We start from the raw sequence: 18,359 nt of genomic DNA on the forward strand, positions 1-18,359 counted from the left end.
CACTACTTTGCGATAAACAAAAATCTATCAAATGAAAAAGTTACCCTATTATATACTTGATGTATTTACCAACCAACTATACAAAGGCAACCCATTGGCGGTAGTGAGGTGCGAAGGCGAGCTGGAATTATCTCAATACTATAACATAGCCCGCGAATTCGGTTATTCAGAAACATCCTTTGTGTGGTATTCTGACGCCGAAAAGTCACTTAAGGTACGCTCATTTACCCCGGGTAATTACGAGGTTGGAGGCGGCGGTCATAATTTCCTTGGGGCCGTATCATTGGCCTTATTACAAGGATGGGATATTTTTAGCGGTCAGGGTGATGAGCATTGGGTAACCATGAAGAATGAAAAATTACCTGTTGTCATCAATGAAGAAAATGGCCTTATATTGGTAGCGGTAAAGCAGCAGGCTGCGAAGAATCTTGGCACTATTAACCCGGAAATCATAGCAGCGGCGCTCAGTTTAGAAGCTGCTGATCTGGAGCTAAATAATTGGAAGCCCACCATCATGAAAACAGAAGTAGCCCACACCATGGTTCCTGTAAAAAACAGGGCACTTCTTAATCAGGCTACCCCGAACCCAGACAAGCTTAAAGAAATTTCAAAAGATTACGGCTTTGAAGGCTTTTACTTGTATACCACTGATGTTTCGGAGATTGGCTATCTAACTGAAACCCGCTTTTTTAACCCGGCATATGGCATTGACGAAGACCCTGCCACAGGAACAGCTGCCGGTCCCCTCGCTGGATTTTTGCAGCAGGCCAATTACATAAACGCCAACCAGGATTACAAAATTTTGCAGGGTGTATTGGTAAATCATCCATCTACCATTCACGTAAAGGTAACACCCAATAATGTGTTGGTGAGCGGCTCGTCGGTGATTGTAATGGAGGGGACATTATTTCTATAAAAACCAACCACAATCGCCTGCTTCAAAGTTAATGTTTCACAAAAAAAGCCCTGCATAAATGCAAGGCTTTCATATTTTCAGAGTCGGTTATTATGACATTTTCAATTTCTTCTGAATATCAGCCACGTAACCTTTAAATTTCTTATCGGTATCAATCAAATCCTCCACGGTTTGGCAGGCATAGATCACGGTTGAGTGGTCGCGGCCACCAAAGAAATGACCAATTGATTTAAGCGAGCTTTTGGTATGGGCTTTGGCCAGATACATCGATATTTGACGAGCCTGTACAATTTCGCGTTTACGGGTTTGTGATTTAACCATTTCGATAGGCACTTCAAAATACTCGCAAACCAAACTTTGGATATACTCCATCGAAATTTCTTTAGATGAGTTCTTCACAAAGTTTTTCAACATTTGTTTAGCCAGGTTCAGGTCAATCTCCTTGCGGTTAAGGGTTGACTGTGCCAGTAATGATACCATTGCCCCTTCCAGCTCACGTACATTATTGTCGATATTGTGGGCAACGTATTCAATTACGTCATTTGACAGGTCGATACCATCCTGGTAAATTTTATTTTTAAGGATAGCCATACGGGTTTCCAGGTCAGGAATCTGCAAGTCGGCAGATAAACCCCATTTAAACCTCGAAAGCAGACGTTCTTCCAAACCGGCCAGATCCTTAGGCGCTTTATCTGATGTGATGATCAGCTGCTTGCCCGATTGATGCAGGTGGTTAAAAATATGGAAGAAGAAATCCTGTGTTTTTTCTTTACCGGCAAAGTTATGCACGTCGTCCATGATGAGCACGTCAATGGCCTGGTAAAAGTTAACAAAGTCATTAATGTTGTTGTGCTTCAAGGCATCAACAAATTGTTGCGTAAATTTTTCGCATGATACATACAGTACCAGTTTATCCGGCAGGGTGCGCTTAATTTCGTTACCAATAGCTTGTGCAAGGTGGGTTTTACCCAACCCAACGCCACCATAAATCATCAGCGGGTTAAAAGAGGTACCTCCTGGTTTAGCCGCTACCGCATAACCGGCCGAGCGGGCCAGGCGGTTGCAATCACCCTCAACAAAATTTTCGAAGGTGTAGTTACGGTTAAGCTGAGGATCTACATTCAACTTTTTAAGCCCGGGTATAACAAAGGGGTTTTTAATATCCTTGTTAATTGAAATAGGTATCGGCATACTCTGATGTTTTGCATCGGCGCCATTTCCGTTTGAAGGCATGTTAGTTGTGTATGGTTTACTTGATGATTGCTCAACAACTATATTATACTCTAAACGTCCTTCATCGCCCAATTGTTTCTTAATTGTTTTGCGCAGTAACCCTACATAGTGCTCTTCAAGCCACTCGTAAAAGAATAAACTTGGTACTTGTATGGTTAATACGCTTCCTTCCATCCTCAAAGCTTTTATCGGCTCAAACCAGGTTTTAAAACTCTGGGCCGGTATGTTGTCTTTGATGATCTGAAGGCAGCTATTCCAAACGTTCGTACAAGTTTTTTCCATATAGATAAAAAGTAAAATATTGATTTCCAACCCCCAGCGAAACAACTTTTGGCCTTGCTACGGAACATCGAATATTGCCAAAAAAAGCTTATAAAAAAATTAAATTTTCACTTTTTTAACATTTGGCTTTTTACTAACAAATTCGATTTTTTAATGAAATTTTTGTATGGATAACATAATTTTTTATATAAAAATCACAATCCGAATATTTCTCAATTGTTTTTTTCTTTTTTTGAAATTTCAAGAAAAAGAATAACAAAACCGCGTGCTTCAACCCTTAGTTATACGCCAAAACACGGGCAATGTTTGAGCCTTTTAGGCCGTTATTGCAAACAAAAAAATAACACACTGGTTTAGTGCCTTATAAAAAATAAAAACCAAGTTTGCTGATTTGTGGCACGCTATAAACACATGCAAGGAAGCCACACCACGATGCTAATATTCCCCAAAAACACCGCGCAGTACGTCGGCGATCTCTCCCAGGGTTGCATAGCTTTCTACCGAAGTTACGATAAAAGGAATTAAGTTTTCAGTGCCCGCCGCCGCTATTCCCAAAAGATGTAAACTTTTCTCAACATCTTCACTATTACGCGTGACTTTTAGCTCTGCAATTTTCTCAGACTGCATTTTTCTGATAGCGTCATCTACTCTGAACACACTACCAGGAGCTTCTTCTTGCTGGGCAAACCGGTTAACACCAACAATCACTTTTTCGCCGGTTTCAATTTCTTGCTGATATTGATAAGCCGAAGCTGCAATTTCCTGCTGAATGTAATCCTGCTCAATAGCTTTTACAGCACCGCCCATGGCGTCTATCTTATCTATATATAATTGAGCAGCGGCTTCTATGTCATCTGTCAGGGCCTCTATAAAGTATGAACCCGCCAGCGGGTCGACCGTGTCGGTAACGCCGCTTTCAAACGCGATAATCTGCTGGGTACGCAGGGCAATTTTGGCAGCAGCCTCAGTTGGTAACGACAATGCTTCATCATATCCATTGGTATGCAATGATTGTGTCCCCCCCAATACCGCAGCCATAGCCTGGTTACTTACCCTTATAATATTATTAAGCGGCTGTTGAGCGGTTAAAGTAGAGCCGCCTGTTTGCGTATGAAAACGAAGTTTTTGAGCACCGGCGTCGGTAGCACCGAGTTGTTGGGTAATATGCGCCCACATACGCCTCGCAGCTCTGAACTTGGCTATCTCTTCAAAAAAATTACTGTGACAGTTAAAAAAGAAGGAAAGTCGTTTGGCAAATACGTTAATGTCAAGCCCTTTATCCAAAGCTGCCTTTAAATAAGCTTTACCATTGGCTAATGTAAAGGCCAGCTCCTGCACTGCGGTCGAACCTGCTTCGCGGATGTGATAACCTGATATGGAAATGGTGTTCCATTTGGGCACTTCTTTACTGCAATATTCAAACACGTCGGTAATGAGCCGCATGGAAGGCGCAGGCGGGTATATATAGGTACCACGTGCAGCATACTCTTTTAATATATCGTTTTGGATTGTACCTGAAATTTGTTTCAGATCAGCCCCCTGTTTTTTTGCCAGCGCAATGTACATGGCCAGTAAAATAGGAGCCGTAGCGTTGATGGTCATGGAGGTGGTAATATCCTTCAGTTCAATACCTGCAAACAGGATCTCCATGTCCTTTAACGAATCAATGGCTACACCTACCTTGCCTACCTCACCTTCTGCAAGTGCGTGGTCGGAGTCGTAGCCTATTTGTGTGGGAAGATCGAATGCTACCGAAAGGCCGTTTGTACCCTGGCTTAATAAATAGTGATAGCGCTTATTTGACTCCTCGGCAGTTGAGAAGCCTGCGTATTGACGCATGGTCCAGGGTTTGCCCCGATACATATCTTTCTGGATACCACGGGTAAAAGGGAACTCACCGGGCAATTCATTCATATTTGAAGGTTCGGTATAAACCTCTTTTATTTCGATACCCGATGTAGTAACAATCTTTTTATCCGCGGCCATAAGCTTAGTATAATTCTTCCATATCCTGCCTGATCAATCCCAGCGCTACATCATAAGGATTATCTTCAAGCTTACTTAAATGCACCAGGATAACCTTGCTTAGCTCAAGCGCCGATGTATCCGGCGGCAAGGCCTTTACAGCGTTGTTGATCATATTAATGGTATCATCCTTTACTCTTTTCACCACATTCCAAACCCTGGCACTTACATAAATTTGCTGGGTAATGTTATGCTGAAATTCATTACGAACTTCGTTAATAATAATGGCCTGCAATTCGGCGGCAGTATCGGCCGATCCGTTAAGGCGGATAAGTAAGCTTGCCGGGTTAACCCTTTCAATGAATAGTACAACCCTTTCATAGGCTTGCAATCGTAACGGCAGGGTTTGGTTACTGATAGTACGTTTTAGCTCCAATAGCTGAATGCTTTCTGATTTATCAAGATATGGCTTAAACAGGTAAAAAGCGATATACACAACGCCTAAGCCCGAAATAGTATACTTTATAATATCAAATAAAAGAGAGAGAGTAGGCATGTTTATAATGTTATACAGGGGTCATAAAATTATGACACTAACAAAAATCTGCATTTTACGTTATATTTGTGTAGAATAAATAAAAATAAGATGAGTATAGCTGTTGAAACTGCCCCGGTTTCTTTTACTCCGGGAGCCGTAAAAGAACTTTTTAAATTAAAAGACCAGCAAGAAATAAACGACGAATTTGGCTTACGTGTTGGTGTTGAAGGCGGTGGCTGTTCTGGCATGAACTATATTTTAGGCTTCGACATGAAAAAAGACGGCGACCAGGAATACATTATTGATGGTATTAAAGTTTTTATGCACAAAGCCCACGGTTTATACCTGGCCGGTATGCAAATTGATTACCAGGACGGATTAAATGCCCGTGGTTTTACTTTCAACAACCCTAACGCTGCCAGCACCTGCGGCTGCGGCTCTTCTTTCTCGGTTTAAAGCAAGGCCGCTTAAAATACTGAAGGCCGTTTCATATTGTTATGAAGCGGCCTCTTATTTGCTGTAGCGTTTCAATCCTACTTTAATCCTTCGTTAATCGTTTTCCGCATCCAGTACGGCGAGTTTACTGCGAAGCCTACCGTATGAAAAGCAACTTTTCCTTCCTTATTTAATATAACGCTGGTTGGATAAAGGCCTATTTTATACCCGGCGGCTATATACCGGCCGTCATCTATAATATCATACTTAAACTCCGTTTGCTTTAAAAATTTCTTCAGATCATAGCGATCATCCAGGGCAATCGCCAAAAAAACTACATTTGCGTTATCCTTATAATCATCAACCAGTTTATTTAACTCCGGAATCTCCTGCATACAGGCCGGGCAACCAATGAACCAAAAATTGAGCACCACTACTTTGCCACGCAAATCTTTCAGTTTGATTTTGTTACCGTTGATATCATGCGTACTAAAAGGTTCCATTACCTCGCCTGTATTAAAATAAGCAGATTCGTAAGGCTTGGGAAGAGAGGCCATGTACTGCTCTTTGGCTTCTTCGGCCGAAAGCTGTTTGGGGATATTTGCAGGAGCTCTATCTGTAGGTGTGGTATTGGGCTTTATGTATCGCACCTCCCGCTCATCTTTCCTGCTAAGTATAAAGGCAGTTTTGGTGTCTTCCATATTTTCGGGCAATAAAACATATTGTCTTGTACGCATCAGATTACTCCACTGCTTATAAGTAAGTTGTTTTCCCGTCGAATCCTTTACAACCGAATGGTCATCAATTCTGAAGGACCGATTAACAACTTTACGCACCAGCGTATCCTGCGACCATGCACCGAAACTCCATGTTATAAATAAAAGCAAAAGGAAGATATGTTTCATGACAGGCTTAGTTTATATTTCATAAATATACCTGAAGATATTTAATATACAGCGATCAAATTGTAACAAACAGGCAATATAATTAACGCCGGGTTATACTATCTGTCAAAAAGTTTATTGTTCAGCAGTTGTAACAAATTGACATGGTGCATAGTCATACCAACAAGTTTTTTATATTTATACCATGCCGGTAAAAACCTCTTACAAAGAAAACATTTCCATTGCATTACAGTCTATAGCCGGCAACAGGCTGCGCACCTCGTTAACGGCGCTTATCATAGCCATAGGTATCATGGCACTGGTTGGTATTTTGACAGCCATTGAGGGCATCAGGCAGTTTACCAATGATGCTTTTGCCGATCTTGGCGCCAATACCTTCACCTTACAAAACCGCGGCGAAGGACTAAACTTTGGCAATGGCGGGCACCGCAAGGTTTATCCGGCCATTACTTATGATCAGGCCGTACGTTTCAAAAATACTTTCAAACTACCGGTGGCCGTAGCCATCAATTTAGAGGTAACTGGTACAGCAGTAGCCAAATACGGCAACCAAAAAACCAATCCAAACATATCTATTTCAGGCTCGAATGAAAACTACCTGGTTACAGCCGGCAAAAAACTGGCTTTCGGCCGTAATTTTTCAACTTCTGAGCTGGAACATGGCTCAAACGTGGTCATCATTGGCGACGAGATTAAAAAGAAGCTTTTTAAAACTGAAGACCCGATCAATAAATTGGTATATCTTGGCACCAACAGGTTCAGGATCGTGGGTGTGTTTGCGTCAAAGGGTTCAAGCTCATTTGGAGGCGATAAATTTTGTGTGATCCCGGTATTGAAAGCCAAACAAATAGACAGTACCAAAAACGCATCATTTACGGTAACAATTAAAGTAGCCACTCCCGGTGCTCTCGATGCTACCATTGGCGAAGCCACTTCCCTGTTCAGAAATGTAAGGGGATTAAACGTTGTTAACCAGGATAATTTTGAAATAAGCCGGAGCGATTCGATCCAAAAAGAACTTTCAGGCCAGCTTGCAGGCATTACTGCAGCCGGTTTCGCAGTGGGCATTATCACGCTTATCGGTGCAGCCATCGGTCTTATGAATATCATGCTGGTATCGGTAACAGAACGCACCCGCGAAATTGGTGTGCGTAAAGCTATTGGGGCAACGCCCGCAATTATCCGCAAACAGTTTCTGATTGAGGCCATAGTAATCTGCCTTATAGGCGGCGCGGCGGGCATGATCCTCGGTATGGCTGCCGGAAACCTTATCGCCGTTCAAATAAGCGGATCATTTGTGGTGCCGTGGGCGTGGCTATTCTTTGCAGTGGTGCTGTGTACCTTTATCGGTTTGATATCGGGTTATTACCCCGCAAAAAAAGCGGCAAAGCTTGACCCGGTTGAGGCGTTGAGGTATGAATAGAGAATTATTTCAAAATCTTAGAGGCTGTTTGCAAACAAAAAAAGTCATTGCGAGTATCCTCCAGCCCCCCGGAAAAATTCGTAACGACGTGTAATATATATATAGTGATATTGTGCGGGGGCCGCGTTAGGGATAGTAGCGGATACCCGCCTGTGGCTAAGGCCTTGTGGAGTATGAGCGGATAGCCCGGCCGCAGGCAACGCCCATATTATAAAACTGCTGAAAAAATACACCTAATAATCAATAACTTACAATCAAGTTACTATTAGGCAAGAAACAGAACGACTTTGTAAGTCGGGGCTTGCTTCGTACCTCGCAATAACGGTTCTTTTTAGCTATATCACCATGTCCCATCAGGCTTTTCGGCGAGAGCTCCTAAGAAGGCGTAACATATTACCCAACAAAAAAGGCGCATTGAATGCACCTTTTTCGTAACAAATATTTTTACTAAAACAACATCTTATTTTTAAGCGGATAATCAACCAGTACTTTCTCAATGTAAGTTGTCCTGAGTGCATCGCTTAATGCTGCGGCATGCTTTAGATGGTGCATATCGCTCGATATATAATCAATTAAGCTATTATCGATCAGATCTTCGGCCATCTTTTTGATGTCCTTGCCATAGTACCCGGTAAGTGATATCGTGTTAAGCTGAAAATCAACACCCCAGCTATGCAGATTTTTTAACTTATCTAAATCAAGATATTGATAACGCTCCGGATGGGCCAAAATAGGTTTATACCCCTTATCGTGAAGTTTTTGAATTACACTATAAGTATTTGGCGGTTGATTGATGAATGAAAACTCAAATAACACATGGTTATCACCCATGGTCATCACCGGACCATTTTCTACGCGTGCCTCAAACGTTTCATCAAAATAATGTTCGGCAGCAGCTTCAACCGGGATATCAATTTCTTGTTTCACCAGTTCGGCTTTTAGCAAAGTAAGCGCATTACCTATAGTTTCGGGCGTATTGCGATAAAAATCAATCATGATGTGAGGTGTGGCAATAATTTTTTTTATGCCCAGTTCCATCATCTTTTTTATCAATTCTACCGACTCTTCCGGCGTTTTGGCGCCATCGTCAATTCCCGGTAATACATGCGAGTGCATATCAACCATGATCCCCTCATAGTTGCGCTTTGCTTCCCTTACTTCCTTTTTCTTCTTAAAAAGCCCGAACATTTTTTATCTATCGTTATACTGACTGCTGTAATACTGCTGGTAATGTCCCGACGTTACATCATTAAGCCATTCCTCATTAGCCAGGTACCAATCAACTGTTTTTTCCAACCCTTCTTCAAAAGTTATGCCCGGCACCCAACCCAAATCATTTTTAAGCTTGGTTGCGTCGATGGCATATCTTAGATCGTGCCCGGCCCGGTCTGTTACAAAAGTGATCAGTTTAGCCGATTCTCCTTCGGCCCTGCCTAATTTTTTGTCCAATATACTGCAAAGCAATTTGATCAGGTCAATATTTTTCCATTCATTATGGCCGCCTATATTATAGGTAGAGCCCGATTTGGCATTATGAAATATCACATCAATTGCACGGGCATGGTCTTCAACCCAAAGCCAATCGCGGATGTTTTCGCCTTTACCGTATACGGGGACAGGCTTATTTTGTTTGATATTATTGATTGCCAGTGGAATAAGCTTTTCCGGAAAATGAAATGATCCATAATTGTTTGAGCAATTGGATATTACCGTATCCATACCATAAGTATCCTGGTATGCCCTTACAAAATGATCAGAACCTGCTTTTGAAGCCGAATAAGGAGAATGAGGGTCATAGGCAGTTTCTTCGGTAAACATGCCATCTTCACCAAGGGTACCGTACACTTCATCCGTAGATACATGATAAAAACGGGTTTGATCATATCTGCCTTTCCAGTGCTCGCGGGCGGTGTTTAGTAAGTTTACTGTGCCAACCACATTGGTCATCACAAAATCAAGCGGATTAGTGATTGACCTGTCTACATGCGATTCGGCAGCAAGGTGGATCACTGCATCGGGGTTCTCGACTGCAAAAAGCTCATTAATAAAGGCAATGTCAACAATATCGCCTTTTACAAACTTGTAATTAGGCTCGTTCTCAATATCTTTTAAATTGGCAAGGTTACCCGCATAGGTAAGTTTATCTAAGTTAACAATGCTGTAATCAGGATAGTTTTTAACAAACCTGCGCACCACATGCGAGCCAATAAAACCAGCACCGCCTGTAATAATGATCTTTTTTTTCATTCCCTGCTGTTAGTTTTAATTAAACGGATTTTGAGCAATATACTTTTCCCACTCCCAGGCCGATGACATCATTTCGCCAATACCGAGTTTAGCTGTCCAGCCAAGTTTGGTTGATGATTTGGTAACATCGCCCCAAACCTGCTCCACATCACCTTCGCGGCGCGGGCCAATTTCGTAGTTTAGTTTTTCGCCTGTAGTGCTTTCAAAAGCATGAATTACTTCCAACACCGAAGTGCCGTTGCCGGTACCCAGGTTAAATACGTCATATCCTTTAAATTCGTCTTTTTCGGCAAGTTTTAACGCCGCTACGTGAGCCTTGGCCAAATCAACTACGTGAATATAATCGCGGATACAGCTGCCATCCGGCGTATTATAATCATCGCCAAATACGGTTATTTTTTGGCGTTTGCCTATAGCTGTTTGTGTAATAAAAGGTACCAGGTTTTGCGGCACGCCAATTGGCAACTCACCAATCAGGGCCGACTCGTGGGCACCTACCGGGTTAAAATAACGTAATGATATTACTTTATAGTTGGTACCGGAATTTACCATATCAACCAAAATTTCTTCGGCTATCTGCTTGGTATTACCATACGGCGATTGCGCAGGTTGTACCGGTGCATTTTCGGTAACAGGTAGTTTTTCTGGCTGACCATAAACTGTACAGCTTGATGAAAATACAAAATTGATAGCCTTACCGTAATAAGCTTCCAATAAATTAATAAGCGAATAAAAGTTATTCCTGTAGTATTTCATCGGTTTTTTCACCGATTCACCAACAGCCTTAAAAGCTGCGAAATGGATGATTCCACCTATTTCGGGCTCAGCAAGTGCAAGTGACCTAACACCCGCCTCATCGCAAAGATCAAGCTTATGAAACGTTGGGGTAAAGCCTAAGATTTTGGTAAGCTGATCTAATATTTTAGGATCAGAGTTTGACAGGTCATCAACAATAACCGGATCGTAACCCGCATTAACCAGTTCAACAACTGTGTGCGAGCCAATAAAACCTAAACCGCCTGTTACTAATATTTTCATAGTTTAAATAGAGTGTGTGTGTTTGAATGTTCGGCAAAGTAAGCAGATTGTAACAATTCATCCGCTTTTATATTATAAAAAAGGCCAAAAATTAATTTCCGGCCTTGCTACCTTATTTATTGTAATAAGTAAAGTCTTTATGATGTATTTCCTGCTCGGGTAATGATTTGAAGTATTCATAAGTGATCTTCAAACCTTCGCTCCTTGATACCTTTGGCTCCCAGCCCAGTATAGCTTTGGCCTTGGTAATATCCGGACGGCGTTGTTTAGGATCATCTGTTGGTAAGGGCAGGCTGATCAGTTTCTGATCCGTACCTGTTAATTTGATAATCTCCTCGCCAAATTGTTTGATCGTGATCTCATCAGGGTTACCGATATTCATTGGCTGTACATAATCGCTCAGCAATAAACGGTAAATACCTTCTATCAAATCATCTACATAACAAAATGAACGGGTTTGAGAGCCGTCACCAAACATCGTTAACGGTTCGCCACGCAATGCCTGCCCGATAAATGCCGGCAATACCCTGCCGTCATTCAGGCGCATCCTCGGCCCGTAGGTGTTAAAAATCCTTACAATCCTGGTTTCAACACCATGGAAAGTATGGTAGGCCATCGTAATAGCTTCCTGGAACCTTTTGGCTTCATCATATACCCCTCTCGGACCTACAGGGTTCACATTACCCCAGTACTCCTCCGGCTGAGGGCTGATGTTCGGGTCGCCGTACACTTCTGATGTCGAAGCGATCAGCATCCGGGCCTTCTTGTTCCGCGCCAACCCCAGCAGGTTATGCGTACCCAGTGAGCCTACTTTTAATGTCTGGATCGGGATTTTCAAATAATCAATCGGGCTGGCCGGCGAGGCAAAGTGCAAAATATAATGCAAATCCCCGGGAACATACACAAACGTGGATACGTCATGGTTATAAAACTCAAAGTTCTCCAGTTTGAACAAATGTTCGATGTTTCTCAGATCTCCCGTGATCAGGTTATCCATACCTATCACATGATATCCTTCTTTAATAAACCTGTCGCAAAGGTGAGAGCCTAAAAAACCAGCTGCTCCCGTGATCAGGATCCTTTTTCTTTCTGTCATATTGATACTGTTTTACGGCCTATGCTGTTATAATAAAATCCATGATCTTTCATCCTGTCCAAATCATACAGGTTACGACCGTCAAAAATCACTGCCGACTTCAGTTTTTCCTTCATGAAGTCAAAATCCGGCGTACGAAATACCGGCCATTCAGTCACTATCAGCAGGGCATCTGCTTCATCCAGCGCATTATATCTGTTGGCTGCATAAGCTATTTTATCACCCAGCAGTTTTTTTACGTTTGGCATCCCTTCCGGATCATAAGCAGTTACTGTTGCACCTGCTGCTAACAGCTCATCAATGATGTATAGCGCCGGTGCTTCGCGAATATCGTCTGTTTCTGGTTTAAAGGCCAGGCCCCACAGTGCAAAGTGTTTGCCTTTCAAGCCATCCGCTCCATAATATTCACGCATTTTCACCACCAGGCGTTTCTTCTGCGTTTCGTTCACCTCCATCACCGAGTTCAGGATCTTGAAATCGTATTTATTTTCTTCGGCTGCTTTAGATAAAGCCTGCACATCTTTGGGGAAACAGCTACCACCGTAACCTACGCCAGGGAAAAGGAAGCGTTTACCAATACGGGCATCTGCACCTACACCTTTGCGCACCATGTCTACATCTGCCCCTACCAGCTCGCACATATTGGCAATCTCGTTCATAAACGTGATCTTAGTGGCCAGGAATGAGTTGGCTGCATATTTGGTGAGCTCTGATGAGCGTTCGTCCATGTATAAGATAGGGTTGCCCTGGCGCACGTATGGCGCATAAAGGTCGCCCATCACCTGGCGTGCTTTCTCGTCGCTCGTACCAATCACCACCCTGTCAGGTTTCATGAAATCTTCTACAGCAACACCTTCACGTAAAAATTCAGGATTGGATACCACTGCGAACGGCACATCGGTATTGGCTTTCATTACGGCCGTTACCTTATCGGCTGTGCCTACCGGTACAGTTGATTTGGTTACGATCACTTTATATTCAGTGATCAGTTTGGCTATATCGCCGGCTGCCCCAAGCACGTAGCTCAAATCGGCTGCTCCATCAGCTCCCGGAGGCGTTGGCAGGGCTAAAAATATCACCTTTGCCGGTGCTATGGCTTCAGCAAGATTGGTAGTAAACGTTAACCGTTCCTGTTTGATATTGCGCAAAAATAAAATGTCAAGACCCGGTTCATAGATCGGCATTTCGCCATTGCGCATCTTGTTTACTTTTTCCTCAACTATATCTACACAGGTTACTTCATTGCCCGTTTCGGCCAAACACGTACCTGTTACCAAACCTACATAACCCGTACCAATTACTGCAATTTTCATAGTGTTAAATGTATTTTAATTTAAGGTAAGCATTTGTATAATGAACCATATCGACAGCTTATTATGGCACCGGGCGGACCATAAAACCAATATTGTAATTATTGTTATTACTTTTATGCCCGGCTAAGATAATCATTCGGCGTTAAAATTGATGGTATTATATAATATAGGTATCAAATTATATTCCCTTTTTATCCGTTTTGCCGCGTTGTTTAACAACAAGGCAAAACTTTGGGTTGCAGGACGTAAAAACCCCGTCTTTGTACGTATAGAAAGCAGTATTTGGTTTCATTTTGCTTCATTGGGCGAATTTGAACAAGGCCGTCCGATACTGGAAGCAATCAGGACATTGCACCCCGGCAAAAAAGTAGTAGTTACTTTTTTTTCCCCTTCGGGATACGAAATCAGGAAAAACACCCCGCTTGCCGATTATGTTTATTACCTGCCTTTGGATACAGCCCCAAACGCCCGCAAATTTGTTGATGCTATCAATCCCGAACTTGTCGTTTTTACCAAGTACGAATACTGGTTTCATTTTTTTAACGAAGCACATAAGCGCAACATTCCTTTATATATAGTATCGGGAATATTCAGGCCCGGGCAAGTGTTTTTTAGATGGTATGGTGGTTTTAACCGCAAAATATTAAGGCTCGTAAGCCATTTCTTTTTACAGGATGAGGCATCTGAAGAATTATTACAGGGTATTGGCATCACCAATACTTCGGTAAGCGGCGATACCCGGTTCGACCGCGTTTGGGCCAACGCGCAAAATCCGAAAGCTTTGCCTTTAATAGCTGAATTTAAAAACGGTCACAAACTATTTATTGCAGGCAGCACCTGGCCACAGGACGAAACCCTGTTGGCGAAACTGGTAAGCCAGTATCCCAACTGGAAATTCATCTTCGCCCCGCATGAAATACCGGATGAGAAGATCAACAACCTGATAGAGTTGCTTCCTGAAGGAAAAGCGATCACTTTTTCTCAATTAAAAACCGAAGCCGAAGGTTTGAAGTCGGGAGATTTTATTAACCAATCGCTAACATCTAACAATCTCCAGGCACTCGTAATAGACAACATCGGTATGCTGTCGTCCCTTTACGCTTATGCCGATATTGCCTATATAGGCGGCGGTTTTGGGGTAGGTATCCACAATACGCTGGAGGCGGCAGCTTTTGGCCTGCCTGTTATTTTTGGCCCTAATTATCAGAAATTTAACGAGGCCAGGGAGCTTATCGCCCTTGAGGCCGGGTTTAGCATCAGCAATGAAACAGAACTGAAAGACATTGTTGAAACGCTTGTTAATGATGAGACTTTTTATGATACAACCCGTAAAAAGATATCCAATTACGTAAAAGATAATGTTGGGGCCACGGAAATGATCATGAGGTATATTACCAGATAAAATATAAAGTGTCATTTCGAACAAGGTACGAGTGAGAAATCTTATACGCTGGTTAGTAAACCATGTATGGTGATTTACGAGAAGTAGAAGATTTCTCCTCACGCCCCCTTCGCCCTCTCCGCCGTTCATCGAAATGACAATTTTTATAAAAAGACTATTCCATTGTCCAAAACAAAACAAATGTGTTTACTGTACAAAAGCCATAAATTCTTAATATTGCCTTAATGGGTTTTTTACATCTGCCTGGTTTGGGCAAAGCACATTTTCACGAATATGGCACCGGCAGAAAGCCACTGTTGGCCTTTCACGGTTACGGTATGACGGGAAAGCAATTTCACGTGCTTGATCAATCTATTTTGCCTCAATATCATATCTACGGCTTCGATCATTTTTTTCATGGCGAAAGCCGGCTCGACGGCTGGACAGAACAACAGATCCTGGCCGGGATGCCCAAAGCAATGGTACGCAACTACATGGAAGAATGGTTTAAGCTATACGGCCGGCAGCGCTTCTCGGTAATGGGTTATTCCATAGGCGCCAATCTGGCCCTGATATTAGTTGAAGAATATGCCGATATGATTGATGATATCATATTAATGGCCCCCGATGGCCTGGCCGTTTTTAAAGGCTTTCATTTTATGCTGCACAACAAACTTGGCCGCGCTATTTTCCGTACAGCTACCAAAAGCAGATGGCTTGCACCTTTTTTGGTTAAAAGCGTAAAAAGAGTTGGGGTTATCGACGAAAGCTTATACAAGATAGCTTATAATGAAATTGACACCGAACAAAAAAGGCTTGATACCTATTATACCCTAAATTTGATCAGGCTATTAAAACCCGATGTGCAGAAAATAGCCCGGCTGATCAATCAGCATCAAATTAAATGTTTGCTGATATTTGGCAAGCACGACAAACTGTTCCCTAAATCGGCAGCGATGCCATTTTTAGGAATGCTTCATGATGCCGAAGTGCATGAAGTTGAGCTTGGGCATTGGCTGGTTACAAAGGCACTGGATGAGTATTTAGTTAAATAAAACATGGTACCCTCTCGTAAAAAAAAATTCTGGAGTAAACTATATATCAGCTACGTAAGGTGGTGGATCAGCCGCAACTTTAAAGAGGTTAATGTACAGCCTTTTGAACCGCGACCGGGCCACTCGATATTACTTCTGAGTAACCACTTTAGCTGGTGGGATGGCTTTATTGCCAACTGGACGGCTGTTTATAACCTCAAAAAACAATATTATGTAATGATGCAGCAGGATCAGTTTGATCAGCGTAGCTATTTACGATATATCGGCGCTTACTCCATCCAAAAAGGATCGAGGGCTATGTTGGAATCGCTCACCTACTCGGCTGGGATATTGGATAAGCCGGATAACCTGATCGTGATATTTCCGCAGGGCGAACTGTTTTCGAACCATGAAACGCATATTCATGTTGAAAAAGGTGTTTATAAATTAATGCAGCAAATAAAAGGCCCGTGCCAAATTGTTTATCACTGTATTCTGATAGATTATTTTGAAAGCCTGAAACCCCGAGCCTATGTTCATCTCTTTGATTTAGGTGTGGCTAACGAACTTACATTTGAGCAGTTAAAAGAGAACGTTAACCAGGCGCATCAGCAGGCATTGAAAAACCAAATCAATATAGAACACTAACTTAATTGACACTAATTTCCCGAATTGTTTGGAATTGACGCTAATTCCATTTGAGATATTCATTACTTAATTCGTGTAATTCGATAAAATTATACAAAAGCAAAGCATTCGTGCCAACTGCTTTAATTCGTGTAATTCGATAAAACTATCGCCTACATACGATACATTCGTGTCAAAATATGATCCGCAATAAAAAGAACTTTTTCTTGAACCGTATTGTCCACTACTATATCAAGTGGGCTGTTGGCAAAACGTTTCACGAGTTATTGTTTAACGATGTTGCGATTGATAAAAGCAAGTCGGTGTTGCTTATCGGCAATCACTTCAGTTTTTGGGACGGATTGATTTTATATTGTGTCAACGAAAAACTATTGAAAAAAAAACTGCATGTCATGATACTGGAAGAAACCGCCCGTAAAGAACGGTTTCTGAAATATGTGGGTGCATTTTCAGTAAAAAAAGACTCGAGAAGTATTTTTCAGTCACTGGATTACGCTGCCGAATTACTTGCCGATCCTGCAAATTTGGTTTTAATGTTTCCGCAGGGCAAACTGTATGCTAACTTTGTTACAAACATAAAATTTGAAAAAGGCATTATGAGAATAATTGAAAAAGCCACCGGGAATTTTCAACTTGTTTTTGCTTCAACTTTTATTCAGTACTTTAAACATAAAAAGCCAACAGTAACCGTTTACTTAAAAGGCGAACCCGAAAATTACACAGGTAAAAGCATAGATAAATTACAGGAAGCATACCAAAGGCATTATGAATCCTCCAAATTACAACAAACCGAAATTGATATATAAAAAGTGATAATAGCCATATTAATAACCCTCTTTTTTATCATACTCAGGTTTGCGGTAACGCTGTTCAATTACATATCCAACCCTAAGCTACCCCACATAGGCCGGTATTATTCGGATAAGGTATCCATCCTGATCCCTGCACGCAACGAGGCTGGTAATATATTAACCCTGTTAAACTCCATCCATCAGCAGGATTACGACAACTATGAGGTTATTATTTATGACGATGATTCGACCGATGATACATACCAGGTTTGTAACGAGTTTGCAGCCGGGCACCCACATTTCAGGGTAATAAAGGGTAATAAATTACCCGATGGCTGGATGGGTAAAAATTACGCCTGCCACCAGATGGCCAAACAGGCCGAGGGTAAATACCTGCTGTTTTTGGATGCCGACGAGCAGATCAGTAACCGGCTGATCAATAGTGCTGTACATCGCATGCACCTGCATCAGCTGGGATTACTAAGCCTGTTTACCAATCAAATCATGCTTACTACAGGTGAAAACCTTGTGGTACCGCTTATGCATTTCATATTGCTTAATCTGCTCCCTTTACGCCTGGTGTATATCGTTAAAAATGCTTCGGTAGCGGCGGCCAGCGGTCAGTTCATGCTATTTGATGCCGCTATTTACCATAAACACCAGTGGCACAAAGCTGTGAAAAACAAAGTGGTGGAAGATGTGGAGATCATGCGCCTCATTAAAGCCGAAAGTTATAACGGCGAAGCACTGCTGGCCAACGGCATGATCAGCTGCCGCATGTACCAGGGGTACAACGAGGCAATAAACGGGTTCAGCAAAAATTTCCTGGCAGCTTTTAATTACAGCGTCATTGGTTTTTTGGTATATATCACCATCATTATTGCCGGTCCGCTCATTATCCTTACTACCTTAAACCTGCCGCTCATATTTTTCACCATGGGCTTAATTTTGCTTACGCGGATTATGATCTCGCTTTCGGCCGGGCAAAAGGCCGGGTATAATATCCTTTTGCACCCCGCGCAAATGTTCAGCCTCCTTGCAGTAGCAATTTTATCCATCCAACGATACCTCACCAAAACCACCACGTGGAAAGGGCGAAAGATTTGACGACTCT

17 protein-coding genes are annotated in these 18,359 nt (G+C 42.3%); 8 read left to right on the plus strand and 9 right to left on the minus strand.

All coding sequences use genetic code 11. The features are described 5' to 3' along the window. Positions 1–31 precede the first annotated feature (31 nt). Positions 32–916 (plus strand): PhzF family phenazine biosynthesis protein, encoded by an 885-nt coding sequence (locus ACEN9X_RS05725; protein WP_413669485.1) that lies wholly within the window; start codon positions 32–34, stop codon positions 914–916. Positions 917–1,006: 90 nt separating this feature from the next. Here ACEN9X_RS05725 and dnaA read toward each other — a convergent pair whose 3' ends face one another. From dnaA to ACEN9X_RS05740, 3 genes are all read right to left on the minus strand, one after another. Then, complete coding sequence (dnaA, locus tag ACEN9X_RS05730) at positions 1,007–2,431, minus strand: chromosomal replication initiator protein DnaA (protein WP_413669486.1); 1,425 nt, start codon at positions 2,429–2,431, stop codon at positions 1,007–1,009. Between the two features lie 435 nt (positions 2,432–2,866). Beyond that, positions 2,867–4,417: a methylmalonyl-CoA mutase gene (locus ACEN9X_RS05735; protein WP_413669487.1), complete on the minus strand. Its 1,551-nt coding sequence runs from the start codon at positions 4,415–4,417 to the stop codon at positions 2,867–2,869. 4 nt (positions 4,418–4,421) lie between these two features. After that, the gene (locus ACEN9X_RS05740; RefSeq protein ID WP_091217671.1) at positions 4,422–4,952 is read right to left on the minus strand and encodes a hypothetical protein; all 531 of its coding nucleotides are present in this window, start codon (positions 4,950–4,952) and stop codon (positions 4,422–4,424) included. Positions 4,953–5,042: 90 nt separating this feature from the next. On the opposite strand from ACEN9X_RS05740, the gene ACEN9X_RS05745 reads away from it, so the two are divergent. After that, entirely contained in the window at positions 5,043–5,390 is a 348-nt protein-coding gene (locus tag ACEN9X_RS05745) for a HesB/IscA family protein (RefSeq protein WP_413669488.1), read from the plus strand. Positions 5,391–5,467: 77 nt separating this feature from the next. Here ACEN9X_RS05745 and ACEN9X_RS05750 read toward each other — a convergent pair whose 3' ends face one another. Continuing rightward, positions 5,468–6,274, minus strand: a complete 807-nt coding sequence (locus ACEN9X_RS05750) for a redoxin domain-containing protein (protein ID WP_413669489.1) — start codon at positions 6,272–6,274, stop codon at positions 5,468–5,470. Positions 6,275–6,458: 184 nt separating this feature from the next. Here ACEN9X_RS05750 and ACEN9X_RS05755 point away from each other — a divergent pair, with 184 nt between their 5' ends. Then, positions 6,459–7,697: an ABC transporter permease gene (locus ACEN9X_RS05755; RefSeq protein WP_413669490.1), complete on the plus strand. Its 1,239-nt coding sequence runs from the start codon at positions 6,459–6,461 to the stop codon at positions 7,695–7,697. A 447-nt stretch (positions 7,698–8,144) separates the two neighbouring features. Here ACEN9X_RS05755 and ACEN9X_RS05760 read toward each other — a convergent pair whose 3' ends face one another. The 5 genes from ACEN9X_RS05760 to ACEN9X_RS05780 all read right to left on the minus strand — a co-directional run bounded on the left by ACEN9X_RS05760 (position 8,145) and on the right by ACEN9X_RS05780 (position 13,391). Beyond that, positions 8,145–8,885: a tyrosine-protein phosphatase gene (locus ACEN9X_RS05760; RefSeq protein WP_413669491.1), complete on the minus strand. Its 741-nt coding sequence runs from the start codon at positions 8,883–8,885 to the stop codon at positions 8,145–8,147. A gap of 3 nt (positions 8,886–8,888) precedes the next feature. Further along, the gene (rfbB, locus tag ACEN9X_RS05765) at positions 8,889–9,944 is read right to left on the minus strand and encodes a dTDP-glucose 4,6-dehydratase (protein WP_413669492.1); all 1,056 of its coding nucleotides are present in this window, start codon (positions 9,942–9,944) and stop codon (positions 8,889–8,891) included. Between the two features lie 15 nt (positions 9,945–9,959). Further along, complete coding sequence (gene galE, locus ACEN9X_RS05770; RefSeq protein WP_413669493.1) at positions 9,960–10,982, minus strand: UDP-glucose 4-epimerase GalE; 1,023 nt, start codon at positions 10,980–10,982, stop codon at positions 9,960–9,962. A gap of 112 nt (positions 10,983–11,094) precedes the next feature. Continuing rightward, complete coding sequence (locus tag ACEN9X_RS05775) at positions 11,095–12,078, minus strand: UDP-glucuronic acid decarboxylase family protein (RefSeq protein WP_413669494.1); 984 nt, start codon at positions 12,076–12,078, stop codon at positions 11,095–11,097. Continuing rightward, positions 12,075–13,391: a UDP-glucose dehydrogenase family protein gene (locus tag ACEN9X_RS05780; protein ID WP_413669495.1), complete on the minus strand. Its 1,317-nt coding sequence runs from the start codon at positions 13,389–13,391 to the stop codon at positions 12,075–12,077. The genes ACEN9X_RS05775 and ACEN9X_RS05780 overlap by 4 nt, the downstream gene beginning before the upstream one ends. A gap of 151 nt (positions 13,392–13,542) precedes the next feature. On the opposite strand from ACEN9X_RS05780, the gene ACEN9X_RS05785 reads away from it, so the two are divergent. The 5 genes from ACEN9X_RS05785 to ACEN9X_RS05805 all read left to right on the plus strand — a co-directional run bounded on the left by ACEN9X_RS05785 (position 13,543) and on the right by ACEN9X_RS05805 (position 18,352). Beyond that, positions 13,543–14,793, plus strand: a complete 1,251-nt coding sequence (locus ACEN9X_RS05785) for a 3-deoxy-D-manno-octulosonic acid transferase (protein WP_413669496.1) — start codon at positions 13,543–13,545, stop codon at positions 14,791–14,793. 224 nt (positions 14,794–15,017) lie between these two features. Next, positions 15,018–15,827 carry an alpha/beta fold hydrolase gene (locus ACEN9X_RS05790; protein ID WP_413669497.1) on the plus strand — a complete coding sequence of 270 codons (810 nt, stop codon included), beginning with the start codon at positions 15,018–15,020 and terminating at the stop codon, positions 15,825–15,827. A gap of 3 nt (positions 15,828–15,830) precedes the next feature. Then, on the plus strand, positions 15,831–16,454 hold the full coding sequence (locus tag ACEN9X_RS05795; protein ID WP_413669498.1) for a lysophospholipid acyltransferase family protein: 624 nt from the start codon (positions 15,831–15,833) through the stop codon (positions 16,452–16,454). A 179-nt stretch (positions 16,455–16,633) separates the two neighbouring features. After that, positions 16,634–17,260, plus strand: coding sequence for a lysophospholipid acyltransferase family protein (locus ACEN9X_RS05800; RefSeq protein WP_413669499.1), 627 nt, complete (start codon positions 16,634–16,636; stop codon positions 17,258–17,260). 3 nt (positions 17,261–17,263) lie between these two features. Next, positions 17,264–18,352 (plus strand): glycosyltransferase, encoded by a 1,089-nt coding sequence (locus tag ACEN9X_RS05805; RefSeq protein WP_413669500.1) that lies wholly within the window; start codon positions 17,264–17,266, stop codon positions 18,350–18,352. The last annotated feature ends 7 nt before the right edge of the window (positions 18,353–18,359 follow it).

The organism is Mucilaginibacter sp. Mucisp86 (assembly GCF_047324315.1).
In the GTDB taxonomy this organism is placed as follows: Bacteria; Bacteroidota; Bacteroidia; order Sphingobacteriales; family Sphingobacteriaceae; genus Mucilaginibacter.